The organism is Streptomyces sp. NPDC001880, assembly GCF_053594575.1.
On the sequence record NZ_JBSFET010000009.1, the window covers coordinates 128,799 to 146,810 of the forward strand.

General features: G+C 71.6%; 9 protein-coding genes and 4 pseudogenes. 9 read left to right on the forward strand and 4 right to left on the reverse strand.

The features are described from left to right. Window positions 1-281: 281 nt before the first annotated feature. Window positions 282-1,835, reverse strand: a complete 1,554-nt coding sequence (locus ACWCQ6_RS08380) for an alkaline phosphatase D family protein (RefSeq protein WP_451086735.1) — start codon at window positions 1,833-1,835, stop codon at window positions 282-284. Window positions 1,836-2,195: 360 nt separating this feature from the next. Between ACWCQ6_RS08380 and ACWCQ6_RS08385 the strand changes: the two genes are divergently transcribed. Genes ACWCQ6_RS08385 through ACWCQ6_RS08405 form a run of 5 tightly spaced genes read left to right on the forward strand, consistent with a single transcriptional unit; the run spans window position 2,196 to window position 12,305 of the window. After that, window positions 2,196-5,105 (forward strand): family 78 glycoside hydrolase catalytic domain, encoded by a 2,910-nt coding sequence (locus tag ACWCQ6_RS08385; RefSeq protein ID WP_451086737.1) that lies wholly within the window; start codon window positions 2,196-2,198, stop codon window positions 5,103-5,105. Continuing rightward, a complete protein-coding gene (locus ACWCQ6_RS08390) occupies window positions 5,102-6,409 on the forward strand; it encodes an extracellular solute-binding protein (RefSeq protein WP_451086739.1) in 1,308 nt (435 codons plus the stop codon). Before ACWCQ6_RS08385 ends, ACWCQ6_RS08390 begins: the two co-directional genes overlap by 4 nt. Next, a complete protein-coding gene (locus ACWCQ6_RS08395) occupies window positions 6,406-7,368 on the forward strand; it encodes a carbohydrate ABC transporter permease (RefSeq protein ID WP_451086741.1) in 963 nt (320 codons plus the stop codon). The genes ACWCQ6_RS08390 and ACWCQ6_RS08395 overlap by 4 nt, the downstream gene beginning before the upstream one ends. Next, window positions 7,365-8,234: a carbohydrate ABC transporter permease gene (locus tag ACWCQ6_RS08400; protein WP_451086743.1), complete on the forward strand. Its 870-nt coding sequence runs from the start codon at window positions 7,365-7,367 to the stop codon at window positions 8,232-8,234. The genes ACWCQ6_RS08395 and ACWCQ6_RS08400 overlap by 4 nt, the downstream gene beginning before the upstream one ends. Before the next feature lie 9 nt (window positions 8,235-8,243). Next, window positions 8,244-12,305 carry a hypothetical protein gene (locus ACWCQ6_RS08405; protein WP_451086746.1) on the forward strand — a complete coding sequence of 1,354 codons (4,062 nt, stop codon included), beginning with the start codon at window positions 8,244-8,246 and terminating at the stop codon, window positions 12,303-12,305. 132 nt (window positions 12,306-12,437) lie between these two features. On the opposite strand, the pseudogene ACWCQ6_RS08410 reads toward ACWCQ6_RS08405, so the two are convergent. Further along, window positions 12,438-12,851 (reverse strand): annotated as a pseudogene (locus ACWCQ6_RS08410) (MGH1-like glycoside hydrolase domain-containing protein); the annotation flags it as partial. Between ACWCQ6_RS08410 and ACWCQ6_RS08415 the strand changes: the two are divergent. The 3 genes and pseudogenes from ACWCQ6_RS08415 to ACWCQ6_RS08425 form a co-directional block, all read left to right on the forward strand. Continuing rightward, window positions 12,828-12,953: pseudogene (locus tag ACWCQ6_RS08415) on the forward strand (GntR family transcriptional regulator); the annotation flags it as partial. The pseudogenes ACWCQ6_RS08410 and ACWCQ6_RS08415 sit on opposite strands and share 24 nt — an antisense overlap. 171 nt (window positions 12,954-13,124) lie before the next feature. Then, a pseudogene (locus ACWCQ6_RS08420) lies at window positions 13,125-13,295 on the forward strand (1-acyl-sn-glycerol-3-phosphate acyltransferase); the annotation flags it as partial. A gap of 43 nt (window positions 13,296-13,338) precedes the next feature. Then, a complete protein-coding gene (locus ACWCQ6_RS08425; RefSeq protein ID WP_451086748.1) occupies window positions 13,339-14,388 on the forward strand; it encodes an NAD-dependent epimerase/dehydratase family protein in 1,050 nt (349 codons plus the stop codon). An 18-nt stretch (window positions 14,389-14,406) separates the two neighbouring features. On the opposite strand, the pseudogene ACWCQ6_RS08430 reads toward ACWCQ6_RS08425, so the two are convergent. Further along, a pseudogene (locus ACWCQ6_RS08430) lies at window positions 14,407-15,033 on the reverse strand (urease accessory protein UreD). Window positions 15,034-15,100: 67 nt separating this feature from the next. Next, a complete protein-coding gene (locus ACWCQ6_RS08435; RefSeq protein ID WP_451086750.1) occupies window positions 15,101-15,385 on the reverse strand; it encodes a type II toxin-antitoxin system Phd/YefM family antitoxin in 285 nt (94 codons plus the stop codon). Window positions 15,386-16,041: 656 nt separating this feature from the next. Between ACWCQ6_RS08435 and ACWCQ6_RS08440 the strand changes: the two genes are divergently transcribed. Then, window positions 16,042-17,373 (forward strand): phosphoribosyltransferase family protein, encoded by a 1,332-nt coding sequence (locus ACWCQ6_RS08440; RefSeq protein ID WP_451086752.1) that lies wholly within the window; start codon window positions 16,042-16,044, stop codon window positions 17,371-17,373. The last annotated feature ends 639 nt before the right edge of the window (window positions 17,374-18,012 follow it).

Below are 18,012 nucleotides of genomic sequence, written 5' to 3' on the forward strand. Positions count from 1 at the left end.
ACGCCGGACGGATTCGGGCCGGGGGGCGCACGGAGCGCCTGCCCCTTCCCCGGTCCCGGGACTCCTGACGTCCGGGCCGCGGTGCCGTCGGAGCGGCGGCCCGGCCCGAGGAGCTCTTGACGGGTACCGGCACCGGCAAGGTGGCGTCCGGGCGGACGGTCACCATCACGGCCCCGGACGCGGCGGGCTCGTACCCGTTCGTCCGCGCCGCCCACGTGGCTCACCGCCCGGTGAGCCACGTGGGCGGCGCCCCTCTCGGGGGCACCGCCTCCCTGGTGCGCTCAGGCCTGCTGGAGACCCGGCCGGCCGGCCTCGGTCACGTACGAGGTCCGGGTCGAGACGGGTGCTCCGGGGGTGGTCACGTACGGCAGGACCCGGAAATCTGCGCGGCAGCTGTCCCGGGTCAGCTCGCAGCGCACGTAGCCGCGCTGGAAGTTGGTGAACTTGATGTGCTCGTTGGCGGCGAGCAGCCTGGCACCGGAGGGGTCCAGGTCCATCCCGTCCTTGGTGGTGGAGATGGACGAGCCGACGAACTCGACACCGAGCGTGGGTGAGCCGGGGTCGTCGAAGTTCTGCTTGAGATCGGCGGCGAGGTGGCGGTGCATGTCGCCGGTGAGGACGACGGGGTTGCTCACGTTGCGGTCGGTGAGCTCCTTGAACAGCCGTCGGCGGGCGTCCACGTAGCCGTCCCAGAAGTCCATCACGAATGCCTGGCCGGGGCCGGGGTCGGTGTCGACCTGGGTCACGGGGATCTGCTGGGAGATCATGTTCCATGTCGTGTCGGAGCGTCCGAGGCCGCGGTACAGCCACTGTTCCTGCTCGGGGCCGAGGATGGTGCGGCCGGGCGTCAGCCGTTCGTCGCAGCCGCTCTTGATGCCGTCGCCGCAGGGCTGGTCGTCGCGGAAGAGCCGGGTGTCGAGTATGTGGAAGGTGGCCATCCGTCCGTAGCGCAGACGGCGGTACATCCGGGCCTCGAAGCCGTTCGGCTTGTTCGGCAGCCGTAGCGGCAGGTGCTCGTAGTACGCCTGGAACGCGGCCGCCGCGCGCTCGCGGAAGACCGCCGGATCCTGGTCGGGTTCGCTGTCGGTCTTGGACTTGTCGCGTGCCCAGTTGTCCTCGACCTCGTGGTCGTCCCAGACGAGGGCGAACGGGTGGGCCTGGTGGGCGGCGATGAGGTCGGGGTCGAAACGGTGGAGTGCGTGGCGGTTGCGGTACTGGACGAGGTTCATCGGCTCGGGGCGCAGCTCGGCGGCGACGGGGACCTTGCGTACGCCGCCCATGGCGTCGATGGCGTTCTCGTAGATGTAGTCGCCGAGGTGCAGGACGAGATCGACGTCCTCCTCGGCGAGGTGCCGGTAGGCGGTGTAGAAGCCCTCGAACCACGCCTGGCAGGAGACGAAGGCGAAGTCCAGCTCCCGGGGCCGGCTGTGCGGCGGGGGCGCGGTGCGGGTCCGGCCGACGGGGCTGAGCATGCCGCCTGCGCGGAAGCGGTAGTAGTAGTGCCGGCCCGGCTGGAGTCCGGAGACCTCGACGTGGACGGAGTGGGCGAGTTCGGGCACCGCACGGGTCCGTCCCCGGCGTACGACGGACCGGAAGCGGTCGTCGCGGGCGACCTCCCACTGCACGTCGAAGGCGTACGGCGGCATGCCGCCGCTTCCGTCGGGCGCGAGGGGCTGGGGAGCGAGGCGGGTCCACAGTACGACCCCGTCCGGCCACGGATCGCCGGACGCCACCCCCAGGGCGAACGGATCCTCGTGGAAGGGCGCGTCGCCCCAGGCCCTGCCCGCCGACAGGCCGGCTGCAGCGAGGGCTACACCAGCCGTCCCGCCGAGCATCGCCCGTCTTCCGAACCCTCCGGTACCACCTGACCCACTGTTCATTTGCATGAAACTCGTCCCTTCGTCGAACGGAATTCCGTCCGGTACGAGGTGGGATCGGCACGTGATTTCACGCCCGTCCATGTGGTAATCACAGCGTGAATATCACAGGGGAATCACACGCCACAAGACCACCCGCACATGGCCACATTGCCGTTCAGGGGCGGTTAGTTGGGGAGACATCGACCATTATCCCGGGCGACCGAGGACAGGTCGGCAACACCCTTGACACCCCTCGGGGCGACTCATAGTCTCCACGCCACAGAATTAACGTTAGATTTCACATCGGGAAATTCGGTGCGACGGAAGGACATGCTCGTGTCCGGTTCCCCGGCAGCGGGTGTACCTGCCCTCCGCCCCGCCGGAGGGGCGGCGACCGGCCGTCCCGGGGCCCGGGGGCTGCGGCCCTACGCGCTGCGGTGCGAGCACCGCACCACCCCGCTGGGGATCGACGAACCGGCGCCCCGGCTCTCCTGGCGGCTGGCCTCCGGCCTTCGTGGCGACGACCCGGTGGCGTACCGGATCCGCGTCGCCGGGCGCGCCGAGGATCTGGACGGGGGCGGCCAACTCCTCTGGGACTCCGGCCGGGTGGCCGATCCCGGTGCGACAGCCGTCGACTACGCGGGGCCGGCGCTCCCGGGCCGTACCCGCTTCCACTGGCGGGTCTCCGTGTGGCCGGCCGGGTCGGACACGCCCACCGAGGCCACTTCGTGGTTCGAGACCGGATTCACTCACGTGGGCGAGTGGCGGGCCTCGTGGATCACCCACGACCCGCGTCCTGTCGACATCATGGACGCGCCCACCGAGGGCGAGTTCGCCCTCGACGACCACGGGCTCGCCCCGTGCCCCGTCCTGCGCCGCGCCTTCACCGCATCGGCCGGCACCAGTGCCCGGCTCCATGTCACCGCGCGCGGGCTGTACGAGGTCCGGCTCAACGGCGAACGCGTCGGCGACGCCGAACTCGCGCCCGGCTGGACCGACTACCACCGCCGTGTCCAGTACCAGACGTACGACGTCACCGAGGCGCTGCGCGACGGCGAGAACGTCCTCGCGGCCACCGTCGCCGACGGCTGGTGGAGCGGATTCGTCGGCTTCGAACCGCGCAGGGCCGGAGCCCACTACGGCTCGTCCCCCCAGTTCCTGGCGGAACTCCATCTGACCGGGCCGGACGGCCGGAGGTCCACGGTCGTCACGGACGGGACCTGGCGCACCGGCACGGGCGTGGTGCGTCACGCAGATCTGCTGATGGGCGAGTGCCATGACCTGCGGCACGACGCCCACGGCTGGGAGCTTCCCGGCTTCGACGACTCCGGCTGGTCCCCGGCCCTGGTCACGGGGACCGATCACCGCCTGCTGGTGGCATCCGCCGACGAGCCCGTCCGGGCGATGACCGAACTGCGTCCGTGCTCGGTCGAACGCGTCTCCCCCGGCACCCACGTCGTCGACTTCGGCCAGAACCTCGCCGGACGCGTACGGCTGACCGTCCGTCGGCTCGCCGCCGGGGCGCGGGTGGTAATCCGTCACGCCGAGGTGCTGGACGGGTCGCGACGGCTGTACACCGCCAATCTGCGCACCGCCGCCGCGACCGATGTACTCATCGGGGACGGCCGCGAGCGGATCGTGTTCGAGCCGCGCTTCACGTATCACGGGTTCCGGTACGCGGAGATCAGCGGCGTCCCGGAGCTGGCCGAGTCCGATGTCGTCGCCGTGGCGCTGCACAGCGACACGACGTGGGCCGGGGAGTTCCACTGTTCGGACGCCGAGCTGAGGCGGCTCCACGACTGTGTGGCGTGGGGGCAGCGCTCGAACTTCGTCAGTGTGCCCACGGACTGTCCGCAGCGCGACGAGCGGCTCGGCTGGCTGGCCGATGCGCAGGTCTTCCTCCCGACGGCCGCGCTCAACGCTGACGTCGCCGCGTTCTTCACAAAGTGGCTGCGCGACGTCGACGACGCCCGTACCCCCGACGGCGGCTTCACCAATGTCGCCCCGCGCCTCGTGGGAGTCGCCGACGAGGGCGCGCCCGGCTGGGCGGACGCGGGGGTGATCGTCCCGTGGCACCTCTACCGCGTCTACGACGATCCCCGGTTCCTCGCCCGATCCCTGGAAGGCATGTGCGCCTGGGTCGACCTGATTCACCGTCATAATCCCGGGCTGGTCTGGCGACACCGGGTGGGCCCGCACTTCTCCGACTGGCTCGCCCCCGGCACCCCCACGCCCCGTGATGTCGTCGCCACCGCGTACTTCGCGCACAGCGCCCGGCTCACCGCACAAGCTGCGGAGGCCCTGGGGCAGAAGGACGTCGGGGAGCGCTACCACCGGCTGGCGGACGACATCCGCCGCACGTTCACCGAGCACTTCGTCGCTTCCGAGGAAGCCGCGGACGGCCTGAGCGTGCGCGTCGCGGGCGACACCCAGACCGGGTATCTCCTGGCGCTCGCCTTCGAGTTGCTGCCCGCCGGGCTCGCCGGTGCCGCCGCCCGCCGTCTCGCCGAACTCGTCGAGTCGGCGGGCCCGGCCCTGCTGACGGGTTTCCTCGGGGTGGCGCTCGCCGCGCCCGTACTCGACGCCCACGGACGGGCCGACCTCGCCCACGCGCTGCTGCTCCGCGACGAGGTGCCGTCGTGGCGGTTTCCGCTGCGGCACGGTGCCACCACGATCTGGGAGCGCTGGGACGGGTGGACCCCCGGCACCGGATTCCGGGCGCCGTCAATAAACTCCTTCAACCACTACGCGCTCGGCTCCGTCGGCGAGTGGCTCTACCGCGGTGTCGCCGGCCTGGACCAGACGCCGGACTCCACGGGGTACCGGACGCTGCGGATCCGGCCGCGCCCCGGCGGGCTGCGCCACGCGAGCGCCCGCTACGAGTCGGTCCGCGGCACCGTCTCGGTGGCCTGGGAGCGGCAGGGCGGCCGGATCGTCCTGCGCGTCCTGGTGCCGCCCGGCGCCACCGCCGAGGTGTACGTGCCCACGACGGACCCGGGTTCGGTCCGCGAATCGGGCCTGGTCCCGGGCCCCGGCGACCGCCACATCACGGCGGTCTCGACCGCCGCAGACCACGTGCTCTACCGGGTGTCCTCGGGCGCCTACCACTTCACCGCTGCCCATCCCCCGGTCGGCGACCCGCCCCAGGCGGACCGGCCACAGCCGTCCCTCACCCCGAGCCGACGCACATCAGGACCAGCGGCGAAACCATCGTTCGCCTGTTCGTACGAGGAGGACACACCATGACGACGGGTTCTCACTTCCGGCCGGACCGCAGTACGCTCGGCCGCCGCGGATTCCTCCGGATCGGCGGCGGGGTCGCGGCGCTCGCCGCCCTTCCGCCCGCTCTGACGGCCTGCTCCGATTCCGGCGGCGGTTCGGGCAAGCTGCGCGTCGTCGGCGTCGCCGACCAGCAGAAGCCGTTAGAGGAGCTCGTTGCCCTCTATCGCAAGTCCCGGCCCGACAACGCGTTCGCCACCTCCTTCGCGCCCACGGACCAGGTGCAGACGGTGGTGCGCACCCAGCTCGCCGGGGGCAACGCCCCCGATGTCCATGTGCTCTATCCCGGCAGCGGCAGTGCCATGTCCATGGTCGAGCTGGCCAAGGCCGGGCTGCTCGCCGACCTCAGCGCGCAGCCGTGGGCCAAGGAGGTCCCGGCCAACTTCCACCCCGCGTACCGGCACGAGGGTAAAACGTATCTGTATTCGGCGGGAAGCAGCGTCATCGGCGCCATCCACAACAAGAAGGCCTTCGCCAAGGCCGGGGTCGAACCGCCGAAGACCTGGAGCGAACTCCTCGATGTCTGCGCGAAGCTGAAGGCCAAGGGCATCATCCCGATCGCGCTCGGCACGCAGACGCCCTGGGTCACCCAGCTGATCACCTATGCGCTGGTCCCCAACGCCGTCTACGCGAAGAACCCCGGTTTCGACGCCGAAATGGCCTCCGGCAAGGCGCACTTCCGCGGCTCCGGCTGGGCCGACGCGATGGGCAAGTACCAGGAGCTGCAGCGCCGGGGCTTCTTCAACGAGAACCCCAACGGTACGACGTACGAGCAGCAGACCTCGATGGTCGCCTCCGGCAAGGCGGCGATGGCCGTCCAGGTCTCCGCCGTTCTCGCCAACTTCCGCCAGGCCGCCCGAAATCCGGACGACCTCGGTATGTTCCCCTTCCCCGGCGGTGACGACGCCGCGAACCTGTGGATCCCGGCGGGCATCGTCGTCGGGCTCGGGGTCTCCGCGCGGTCCGGGAAGTCGGCCGCGGCGAAGGAGTTCATCGAGTTCCTGGGCAAACAGGAGAACGTCGACCGCTGGGCGCAGTCCGTGGCCGCGATCCCGTTCAAGCGCGGCGCGTCGACGAAGACCGACCCGGCCCTCGACGGCTTCCTGCCCCTCATCGACGACAACCGGGCCGTCCCGTTCATGGACCAGAGCTGGCCCAACGCCGAGGTCCAGCCGGCCCACTTCGCCGCCGTACAGAACCTCCTCGCGGGCAAGACGGACGTCGACGGCGCACTGGGACAGATGGACGACGCCTACGGGAAGAAGTCGTGACGAGCACCTCCGAGAAGACGGTCCCCGGCCCGGCCGACACGGCCCGGGACCGTCCGAGGACCGGTCCCGGACGCCCTGTCCGGCACCGCGACCACACCGTCCCGCCCTGGCTCTTCGTCGTCCCGGCGCTCGTCGTCTACGGCATCGTCGTGCTCTATCCGAGCCTTGCCGGGGTGATGTACGCCTTCACCGACTGGTCCGGGATCGGCGGCTTCTCCTTCACCGGTACCGAGAACTTCCGCACCCTGCTCGACGACGGCCGGGCCCTGGAGTCCGTCGGCAACACCCTGCTCCTCACCATCGCCGTGGTCGTCGTCCAGAACGGCATCGGTCTGCTGCTCGCCCTCGGTGTCCACACCAACATCAAGTCCCGCGCGGTACTGCGGCTGATCTTCTTCGCTCCGGCCGTGGTCAGCCCCGTCATGGTCGCGATCCTCTGGAAGTACGTCTACAACCCGGAGAACGGCGCCGGCCTCAACGGCCTCCTCGGCGCGGTCGGGCTCGGCGGACTGCGTCAGGACTGGCTCGGCGATCCCTCGCTCGCCCTGTGGTCCGTCGCGGCGATGGTCGTTTGGCAGTACGCGGGATATTCGATGGTCGTCTTCCTGGCCGGGCTCCAGGGCGTGCCCGCCGAACTCCACGAGGCCGCGCGGATCGACGGGGCGGGTTCCTGGCAGCGCTTCCGCTATGTCACCTGGCCGCTGCTGGCCCCGGCACTGACGATCAACCTGATGCTGTCGACCATCGGCGGACTCAAACTCTTCGACCAGGTCTACGCCGCCACCAACGGCGGACCCGGCACCTCCAGCGAGACGCTGTCGACCGTCCTGTACAAGGAGGCCTTCGTCTACGGGAAGTTCGGCTACAGCACCGCCGTGGCCCTGGTCCTCGCGCTGTTCGTCGCCGCGGTCTCCCTGGTCCAGCTCCGCTATCTGCGTGCCAGGGAGGTCACCGCGTGAGCACCTCGACGCCCCTCGGAACGGCGGCGGCCGGGCGCGCGCGCCGCAGGCCGCGGTACGGACAGTACGTCCTCGAACTGGTCATGATCGCCGTCGCGATGGTCTTCCTGTTCCCGGTGTACGCGCTGATCACCCTGGCGCTGAAGGACCCCCGGCAGATCTCCGAATCGCCCCTCTCGCTGCCCTCGCCGCCCGGCTTCGGAAACTTCGGCGACGCCTGGTCCTCCGCCTCGCTGGGGCCCGCCCTGGTCAACAGCACGGTCATCACCGCGGTCAGTCTGCTGCTGCTGATCGTCCTCGGCTCCACGGGGGCCTACTACCTCGCACGGTGCGCCCGTGGCCTCGGCTACGGGCTGTACATCCTGTTCCTGCTCGGCATCGTGCTGCCTTTCCAGCTCGGCATGATCCCGCTCTACGAACTCGTCGACGACCTCGGCTGGCTCGGCACGTACCAGGGCATGGTGCTCTTCTACACCGGCATCCAACTGCCGTTCACCGTATTCCTGTACACCGGGTTCATCCGAGCGCTGCCGCCGGACTACGCGCAGGCCGCGCTGATCGACGGCTGCAACCACCGGCAGGCGTTCACCCGGGTCGTGTTCCCGCTGCTGCGCCCCATCACCGGCACCGTGATCATCCTGAACGCGGTGTTCATCTGGAACGACTTCTTCACTCCGCTGCTGTACCTGGGGGGCTCCGACAAGGAGACCGTGCCGGTGGGCATCTTCGCGTTCGTCGGCCAGTACGTCTCGGACTACGGTCTTGTCTTCGCCGGGCTGGTGCTCGCCGCGCTGCCGGTCCTGATCGTCTTCGTGGTCCTCCAGCGCTATGTGATCAAGGGCTTCGCAGGCGGCCTCAAGGGCTGAGGAGCTCCCATGGAACACCCGGAGGACGGCCCTCTGCTTCCGCCGGGCATCGCGGCGGTCCTCGCCGGCCCGCCGCGTGCCTTCTCGCCCGTCGCGATCTGGTGGTGGAGCGGGGAGCGGCTCGACCGGGCAAGGCTGCGGGCGCAGCTGGAGCGCTTCGCGCAGGGCGGGGTGCACAATCTCGTGCTTCTCAATTTGGCGCCGTCGGGGCCGCTGTTCGGCTCCGACGCCGACGATCCGCCGTTTATGTCCGGCGCGTGGTGGGCGCTGCTCGACGGGGTGTGCGAGGACGCCCGGGAACTGGGGGTCGCTCTCTGGTTCTACGACCAGCTCGGCTTCTCCGGCGCCGACGTGCAGGCACGCCTCGTCGACGAGCGGCCCGCCCACGCGGGCCGCCGGCTCGACCGGGTGCGGGCCGTGGTGGAGTCCGCGGCGGACCGGGCCGGTGAGCTGTGCTGTCCACCGGACGGCCGGCCGCTCGCGGGCAGCGCCGAGCCCCTCGATGCCGACGGCCGGAGCACCGGCCCGGCGGTCCCGGTGGAGGTGGGCGACGGGGTCGTACGGGCGCCCGGCCCCGGACACTGGCGCCTGACGCTCCATCACCATGTGGCGCTGGGCTTCGACTATCTGGGCACCGAGGCCTGTGCGGCGCTACTGGACCGGGTGCACGGGGAGTTCGAGCGACGGCTCGCCGACCGGCTCGGGTCCGTCGTCGTCGGCTCGTTCCAGGACGAACTGCCGTCCCTGCCCACCTGGTCCACCGGCTTCACCGACGCCTTCCAGCGCCTACGCGGGTACGACATCGGCGAGCGGCTCGACGCCCTGTACGACGACTGCGCGGATCCGGATGTCCACCGGGTCCGCCGCGACTACCACCTGACCCGGGCCGAACTGGCCGAGGAGGCGTTCTTCCGGCCGCTGGCCGCCTGGCACGAGCGTCTTGGGCTGCTCATCGGCTGCGACCAGCAGGACCCCGCCCGCGCCGGGCACCCGGTGGCGGGCGTGGAGCTGTACGCCGACTACGCTCGGACCCACCGCTGGTTCTCGGCGCCCGGCTCCGACCACCACGGGGACGCCCGCATCCACTCCTCGCTCGCCCACCTCTACGGCCGCCCCCGCACCTGGGTCGAGGCCTTCCACTCCACCGGCTGGGGCGGCACCCTGGAGGAGACCTTCGACTGGCTGCTGCCGTGGCTCCGGGCCGGTGCCACGCTCTACAGCCCGCATGCCGTCTACTACACGACCAAGGGCGGCTGGTGGGAATGGGCGCCGCCCGCGACCGACTGGCGCCAGCCGTACTGGCGCCACCACCGTGTCTTCGCCGACGCCGTGACCCGGCTGTGCGCGATCCTGAGCCTCGGTCACCATCTGTGCGACATCGCGATCCTGCTGCCCACCACCACCGCCCAGGCGGGTACCGCCCTGGACGGGGTCACCGATGCGGCAAGGCGCGCCCAGGCGGTGTATCTCGCACTCGTCGGGGACATGGCCTGGTTCCGCACCCGGCCCGGCGTCATGGACCGTCTGGGCCTCGATGCCGATGTCGTCGACGACGCCTCGCTGGCCCGTGCCCGGGTCTCCCGGCTCGACAACGGGGTGCGGCTGCGGGTCGCGGACGAGGCGTACGCCACGATCGTGCTTCCCTCGTGCACCGTTCTGGAACGGGAGACCGCGCAGCGGCTCGTCGAGTTCGTCTCCGCCGGAGGGCGGTTGATCGCGCTGGGCGACCTGCCCGAGCAGTTCGTCGGCCCCGGGACGGCCACCCCGGCCGGGCTGCGGGAGTGCTTCGCGGACGGCCGGGCCGTGCACATCCCCATGACGGACGACCCGGCCGATCAGCTCGCCGCTGCTCTCGGCGGTGCGCACCCGGTCGTCCGGGCCCCGGTCCCCGCGCTCGCGCGTCGGGTGGACGGCGCCACGGTGGTGTTCCTGACCGCGGCCGCGCCCCGGGCGACCCGCGCGTCCGTCGCCGCCCCCGACGAGCGGGGCGCCGCCCTGGGCTGGCTGGACGCCCGCTACGACTTCGACCCCGGCCGCTACGCGCGGCGGGCCCGGGTGCGGGTGCGGGACGTATCGGGCCCGGCCGTGCTGGTGGACCCGTTCGGCGGTGCTCCGCGGACGCTGCCGGCGCTGCCCGCCGAGAACGACGCACGGGCCGTCGAGGTCGATGTCCCCTTCGACACGGGGCCCGCGGTCGTGCTGGTCTTCCCGGACCACGACCGGGAGCCGCCCGCTCCCGCGGCGCACTGTTCCGGGCCGGACGCCACCGTCGTGGAGATCCCTCCGGACGCGGAGTGGGACATGGTGCTCGTTGTGACGCTCGACAACACCTGGGGCGATTTCGCCCGCCCCGCGACCGGTCCGCCCAGCGGTACGGCCGTCACCGAGTGCCGTACCTTCCGGCACCGGGTGGAGGCAGCCGGTGAGGACGGTGTCCGGGACGGATGGGCCTCGCCCTTTGGCCCCGGTCGTACGGCGGGGACCACGGTCCACGCGACATTCGGCCCGCGCGCGGTCGTGCTCCGCGAGGCAGCCGGCCGGGGTGGCGGCCCCTCGGTGCTCGAATGGTCGGAGACCCTGGGCGTGTACAAGGACCCGGTGCATCGCGCGGTTCTGGGTCCGAAGGGGCATGTGCCCGAGGAGTTCGCGCACATCGGCCCCGCGGCCGCCGGAGAGATGGTGCGGCTGCGGGTGGCGCTGCGTCTGGACGAGGCCTTCGACGGTCACCTCGCGATCGGCGCCGCGGCGGCCAAACAGGCCTGGCTCGACGGCAGACCGGTGGCCCTCGACGACGGGGGCCATCTCGCGATGGGCCCGGTGCGGGCCACGGCAGGTCTCCATCTGCTCGAACTGGAACTGACCACTGATCAGGAGTGCGATCTGCGCGCGCACTTCGCTCTCGTGCGTGATCCCGGGCGCTACCGGCGCCCGGAGTGGATCCACGCGCCCGGCACGATGGGCACCACACTGAACCTGTCGGCACTTCCCGGCCGGGCCGTCGTCCAGGTGGCTTCCCGGGCGCCCTGCGCGCTGCGGGTGAACGGGCGACTCATCGGCAGGCAGGGAGGTTTCGACCCGTACGCCGAGCACGCGGTGCCCCGCGTGCGGCGCCATGACGTGGCGGCCGCTCTGCACGTCGGCGACAACGAGATCACGGTCGAGACGTCCGGTGACGGCGAGCGCGCGGTCCTGGTGGACGCGGTCCTCGACGACGGGCACGGCGGGCGTGTCGCAACGCTGCACAGCGACTCCCGCTGGTGGGCCGAGGACGAGCGGGGGCGCGGGCCGGTCGAGGTGCGTCGCGAGCCGGCGGGTGATCCCGCCGCCCTGTTCCTGCGCCGCCGCCCTCATCCGCTGCCGGGTGCCGCGTGGCTGGACCCGGAGGCCGACGACGGCACGGTGGTACCGGTCCGGTTCGCGGTTCCGGGGCGCCGGGGCGGTGTGGAGTGGCTGTGGTGCGAACTACCACCCGGAACCCAGCGGTTGACAGCAGCGGTGCACGGCGGGGTCACCGTCCATGTCGACGGTTCCGAGTGCCCCGCCGCGGTGACCGCCGTCGACGCCCGGGGGGTGCGCACCGTGACGGTCGAGCTTCCGCCCGCCGATCGCGGCGGACCGCGGACCGCGGCACTGCGGGTCCGGACGCGCCCCGGGTACGAGGGTGGTGCCGCAGTGGCGGGTCCGCTGCGGTGCACGGTGGGCCCCGGGCGGATCCGGCTCGGCGACTGGGAGAGCCAGGGTCTGGCCGAGTACAGCGGCGGGGTGCGGTACAGGCGCGTGGTGACCGTACCCGCCGTTGCCGTAGCGGGTCCGCTGTGGCTGGACCTCGGGCGGGTCCGGGGCACGGCGGAGGTACGGGTCGGGGGCGCCGACGCCGGGGTGCGGGTGTGTTCGCCGTACGTGTTCGATCTGACGGGGCTGGTCGCGCCGGGGGCCAATGCCGTGGAGATCACCGTGTTCGGGACGCTGGCACCCCACCTGGACGCGACGAGCCCGACCCACTTCGTCCTTCCCGGGCAGCGGGTCAGCGGCCTGCTGGGGCCGGTACGGCTGCGTACCGGGCGGCCGTGACGGGGCGAACGTCGCCTGCCGCGGCAGAACAAACCAGCTATCTCCCGTCAGCATCGGCAGCAGCAACGCCGCGGACCAGCTGAAGTCGGGCGAGTTGAGCGGCGCCCCGGTGGTCGGGGCGTGGTTCTCCATGACCGGTCCGTTGCCGGCGAGGCCCGACGCATGGGTGAGGAGGCGGTCCGTCAGGGCGTCCGCGTCCTTGCCGTAGCCGTAGCGGCGCAGGCCGCCGAGGGCGAAGTAGGCCTGGTCGCACCAGACGGGGCCGCGCCAGTACGCGGTCGGAGAGAAGTAGGGGGAGCTCTTCGCCACGGTCGGGAAGGGCACCGTGGTGGCGAACTCCTCCGGGTCCGTCAGCTTGTCGCGCACGGAGCGGGCCTGTGCGGCGGACGCCGTGCCGGTCCACAGCGGGACGGCGCCTCGATTCCGCGGCCCCGGGAGGTGAGCGGTGTGCCGGTGCCGAGCGCGGTGTCGTGGAACCAGCCGTCCGTGGCGTCGTACATCGTCGTGCGGACGGCGGTGGCGGTGGCGTCGGGGCGCCGCTTCCAGTGCCCGGCGTCGGCGCCGACCGAACTCGGTGTCAGCCGTACGCCGCTGCGCGAGGCACTGATCACGCTGGAGCGCGAGGGCGTCATCACCAGCGAGCGCGGCAAGGGCTTCCGCTTCACGCCGCTCAGCGCGCAGGAGTTCCGTGACCTGTCCGCGATCGTCGCGACGCTGGAAGCGCTCGCCCTGGAATCCAGCGATCCCGGGCATCTGGCGGCAACGGCCCCCGTCTGCTGGCGGAGGCGCGCGTTCTCGGCTCCGCAGGCGCCGCACGACGCCGCGATCCGGGCCGTCACCGACGAGATCATGTACGCGATCCTGGGGCTCTCGGGCCAGGAGTACGTGGACGAGTACGCGGTCGAGGTGAAGGCAGCGCAGGCCGAACAGAGCAGGCAGCCGAAGAAGTTCCCGAAACTGCGACGCTCACGGCGGATCCGCGCCCGGTGAACGCCGCTGTCCCGAGCGGCCGCCCGGCCCTAGCGTGGACCGCATGAGCAAGGGAAACGCATGGGTACTGGGAGCGACGGGACAGATCGGGCGGGCGGCCGTGCAGTCGCTCGTCGAGGACGGCTGGGAGGTGACGGCCGCCTCGCGCGGCGGCGGCCGGGACGCGCGGTGGGACGGAGCGGTGCGCACGACGGCCCTGGACCGGAATGTCGAGGGGGCGCTCGCGACGGCGCTGGGCGACGGCTGTGACGTGCTGGTCGACATGGTGGCCTACGACGCGGGTCACGCCCGTCAGCTGACCGCTCTCGCGGACCGGATCGGTTCGGCGGTGGTCATCTCCAGCGGTGCGGTGTACGAGGACGACCGGGGCCGCAGCTTCGACACGCTGGGCGAACCCGACGGCGCACCGCACTACCCGCTGCCGATCCCGGAGTCGCAGCGCACCCTGCCGGCCGGCGACGCGACGTACGGGACCCGGAAGATACAGCTGGAGCGCGATCTGCTGGCGGCCGGTGACACGCTGCCGGTGACGCTGCTGCGGGCCGGGGCGATTCACGGAAAGTACTGCCGCTCGCCGCGTGAGCTGTACTTCGTCAAGCGGATCCTGGACGGCCGCGCCCGGCGGGTGCTCGCGTTCGGCGGGGAGTCCCGCTTCCACCCGGTCCATGTCGCCAACCTGGCCGAGCTGATCCGGCTGGCCGCCCTGCGGCCCGGTTCGCGGGTGCTCAACGCCGGGGATCCGCAGGCGCCGACGGTGGCGGAGATCGGCGAGGCCGTCGACGCGGTGCTCGGCCGCACGACCACGACCGTACTGCTGGCGGGTGCGCCCGGGGAGGACGGTGTCGGCTCGACGCCCTGGAGCGGCGCCCACCCCATCGTGTACGACATGACGGCCGCCGAGCGCGAGCTCGGATACCGGCCGGTCACGGACTATGCACGGTCGCTGCCCGGTACGGTCGAGTGGATCGCGGCGCAGCTGGAGGGCAGGGACTGGACAGAGGCCTTCCCCGTCATGTTGCGGGCGTACGGGAAGAAGCTCTTCGACTACTCGGCGGAGGACGCCTGGCTGGAGGCGTACGACCACAGGGCGTGAGGCACGGCCCGGCGGTGTTCACTCCACCGGGGCGTCGAGCAGTTCGTCCAGCGCCTCGTCCAGGACACCGCGCAGCAGGCGTGCGCCGGGGGCACGGCCGTGACCAGCACGGCCGGTCCGGCGAGCGGGGTGAGGACGGCGGTCTCCCCCAGCAGGCGTGCGCCGGGGCACCTCTCGTCGAACGCAGTCTCCACGAAAAGGAGTTGGCGGACAGCCCGGTGGCAGCCGAGGACCGCCGCGCCGTCCCAGCCGCCGGGGCCTGCGGCCCGTATGCGAGCTGCTGGTCGATCGGAGGGCGTCCGGTGCGGTGCACGGTGAGGCGGCTGACGAGGCTGCCGGTGGCTTCGGCGTGGCGGCCGAGTATCTGCTCGACTCCCGCAGTACCAGCCGTGCGGTGACGTCAAGTTGTACCCGAGTCGTCGTGCGCAGCACGCTGCCGTGCGCCGAGACGAGCGGTTCGGGCAGCCAGCGCAGCTCGTACGAGTTCGAGGCGGTCGCGGCACTGGCCCCCCGACAACACGCCGTGCGGGCGGCGCTCGGCCTGGCGCGGTGCTCGTCGGCGGCCGAAGCCGGAGACCGCCTCCGGTCGCGCCGCCCTCGCGCACTCCGGGACCGGCACTGGTGGGCCGGCCTCCGTCCGGACATGCCGCGCACCCCCGTCGCAACGGACGGGGTACCCGGATTCCCGCTCCATGCGCCGTCGGTGCGGTGCCTAGCTGTTCGGCTCCTGGTGCCCCCGGAACTCCGCCGCGATGCCGAAGCGGCGCCGTTCGCCGGGAGCGGACACCGAGGAGCCGATCGAGGAGACCGAGCTGATCGCCTGCTCCTCGGCGGCCGCCTCGTCCTGCTCCAGTCGCTCCAGGTCAGCGGCCGAGACGAGCGCCACCAGCGGCTTGCCGTGCCGGGTCACGACCACGCGCTCACCGCCGTAGACGACGCGGTTGATCAGATCGGCGAGCTCAGCCCGGGCTTGCGTCACCGGAATCTCATAGGCCATGCCCCCTAGCCTATGTAATGTCCACCTGGTCCGCCGTGGTCCGTGGCGACAGCGATTACCCAGGTCAGAGGCTCTCGTGTTGCTCCCGTGCCCTCTCGTTTGTGCGAGACACATGAGACGAGGTGAGCCGAAGGGTTTCCTGGTCGCCCTGAATCCTGGCGGGTCTCAGCGGGGATCGACGCCTCACATGACGCGATCGGGCTGAAAGAGGTCATCGAACTCGGCGGCGGCGGTAGGCTCGCCCCATCCCAGCGAGGGGAAGGGCCGTTCCAGGAGACGGCCGGGCCTGCGGTGCAGGACGGGAAGAGCCGTCGCGGTTCACCTCCGCAAAATGATGATTCGGCTACGCCTCCATGCTGCGTGGTTGCCTATCGCGTCGAGAATCGGGCAAGTCCCGAGGCTGGGACGTGGGCGGCCGCATTCGTTCGAGCCGACCGTCGTGACGTCGCCGGTACGTCGCCGGTACATAGTTTCTCGGCGAGGGGTGAGAGAGGCGCAGACCATCGCCTCGGAGCGCTCGTGGACCCCGGGCAGGTCCCGTCGAGCACGGCCTCACGCGTGCCCGGCCGCGTAACAAGCACCAGCCAAGGGGCGAGGATGGAGGTACGGGGCGCACGCGTTGCCCACGTGTTCCTCCGGGATGAGGAGGTCGGATCGTGTTCTTCATGGATCGTCGTGATGCCGGCCGACAACTGGCCGCCCGGCTGGCTTACCTCAAGGGGGCTGAGGTGGTGGTACTCGGCCTGCCCCGTGGAGGGGTTCCGGTCGCCGCGGAGGTCGCCGAGGCGCTGGGCGCTCCGCTGGATGTCTGCCTGGTGCGGAAGCTGGGCGTGCCCGTCCAGCCGGAGCTGGGAATGGGAGCGATCGGCGAGGGCGGGGTACGCGTGATCAACGATGATGTGGTCCGCACGGCGCACATCACCCCGGATGAGCTGGCTGAGGTCGAGGCCCGTGAGCGGGAGGTGCTGGAGAGCCGTGCCCGGCGGTACCGGGGCGGGCGGGAACCGATCGGGCTGGAAGGCCGTAGGGTGCTGATGATCGATGACGGGGTGGCCACGGGGTCCACGGCGCGCGCGGCCTGCCGGGTCGCCCGCGCCCGCGGGGCTGCACGGATCGTGCTCGCCGTCCCCGTGGCACCTCACGACTGGACCGCACGGCTCGGCGAGGAGGCCGACGAGCTGATATGCCTGCACACCACGCGGGACTTCTTTGCGGTCGGACAGTTCTACAGAATCGGCTTCTCCCAGGCCGACGACGATGAGGTTGTCGCTTGTCTGGAAGCGGCGGCCGCCCGCCCGGTGAGCACGCGCCGGACTGGGTCGCGTCACGCCGTGCTCGAGGATCCGGAGGTGGACGTGCGGGCTGGTGCGGTGGTGCTGCGCGGGCAGTTGACGGTGCCCGAGGGGGCGAGCGGGGTTGTGGTGTTCGCGCACGGCAGTGGCAGCAGTCGGCACAGCCCTCGCAATCGGTTCGTGGCCGCCGGACTGAATCGGGCCGGGCTGGCCACCCTGCTGTTCGACCTGCTCACCGCGGAGGAGGAGATCGACCGGGCCAACGTGTTCGACACCGGACTGCTGGCCCGGCGACTGGCGGACGCCACCGGTTGGTTGCCAGGACAGCCTGAGACCGACGGGCTCGCTGTCGGGTATTTCGGCGCCAGCACCGGCGCGGCAGCCGCGTTGTGGGCAGCCGCCGAGCCGGGTGCGCGGATCGCTGCGGTCGTCTCGCGGGGCGGCAGGCCCGACCTGGCGGGGCCACGACTGCCGTCGGTGACCGCGCCAACGCTGCTGATCGTCGGGGGTCACGACCAGCTGGTGCTCGACCTCAATCGCGAGGCACAATCGCGGTTGCGCTGCGAGAACCGCCTCGTGGTCGTCCCCGGTGCCACCCACCTCTTCGAGGAACCCGGCGCCTTGGAGAAGGTCACCGATGTGGCCGTTGACTGGTTCACCGACCACATGCCCTCCGTTCCCCATACCGCGGGCTGACACTGAACGCGTGCTCAGGTCACAGACGGTACTCAGCCGGGACGAAGGGCGTGTGCGGCCCAGGTACGGTCAGTCGGTGCGGCGGTGGCAGACGGGAGCTGGGAGGCCGTGCCCGGGAGCGCGTCCCGATAACCGTCCAGGATTCGACAGGCAGCGGCTGGCCGCAGGTGGCGACGCCGCCTTGCCCGAGCGCTGGGCGATGGTTGCGGCCGCAGGTGCAACCATGTGGGCGACGACCTCCGGCGAAGCCGCGTCGCGCCGGAACAGCGTGCCCACGCGAGTCCCTCAGCGAGTAGTCCGAGGGCCAGTGCGGGCAGGAAGCTGAGCGTCCTCCAGTGCGACCGCCGCCTCGACGACCTGCCGCAGCACCTGAGGCAACCATGCTGCCCGCGCTCACCACGCCCTCCATCTTGCGTCCGCTCGGCGTCCAGCCTCGGCTTCCGCGGTGGAACGGGCAGCTCACCGGACGGACGCGCAGCCGGCTGCCATGGTCGGCGGGCTGGTTCCTGGTTCCGGCGCCGGCTGCCCGGGCATCGCGGCGGCGCTGATCGCCGACCACCTATTACACCCGTTCACGCGCTGCGGGCCGAGCACGGCGGTGACGCCGCGCAGGCGGGCTTCGTCCTTGCTGCCGCCCTG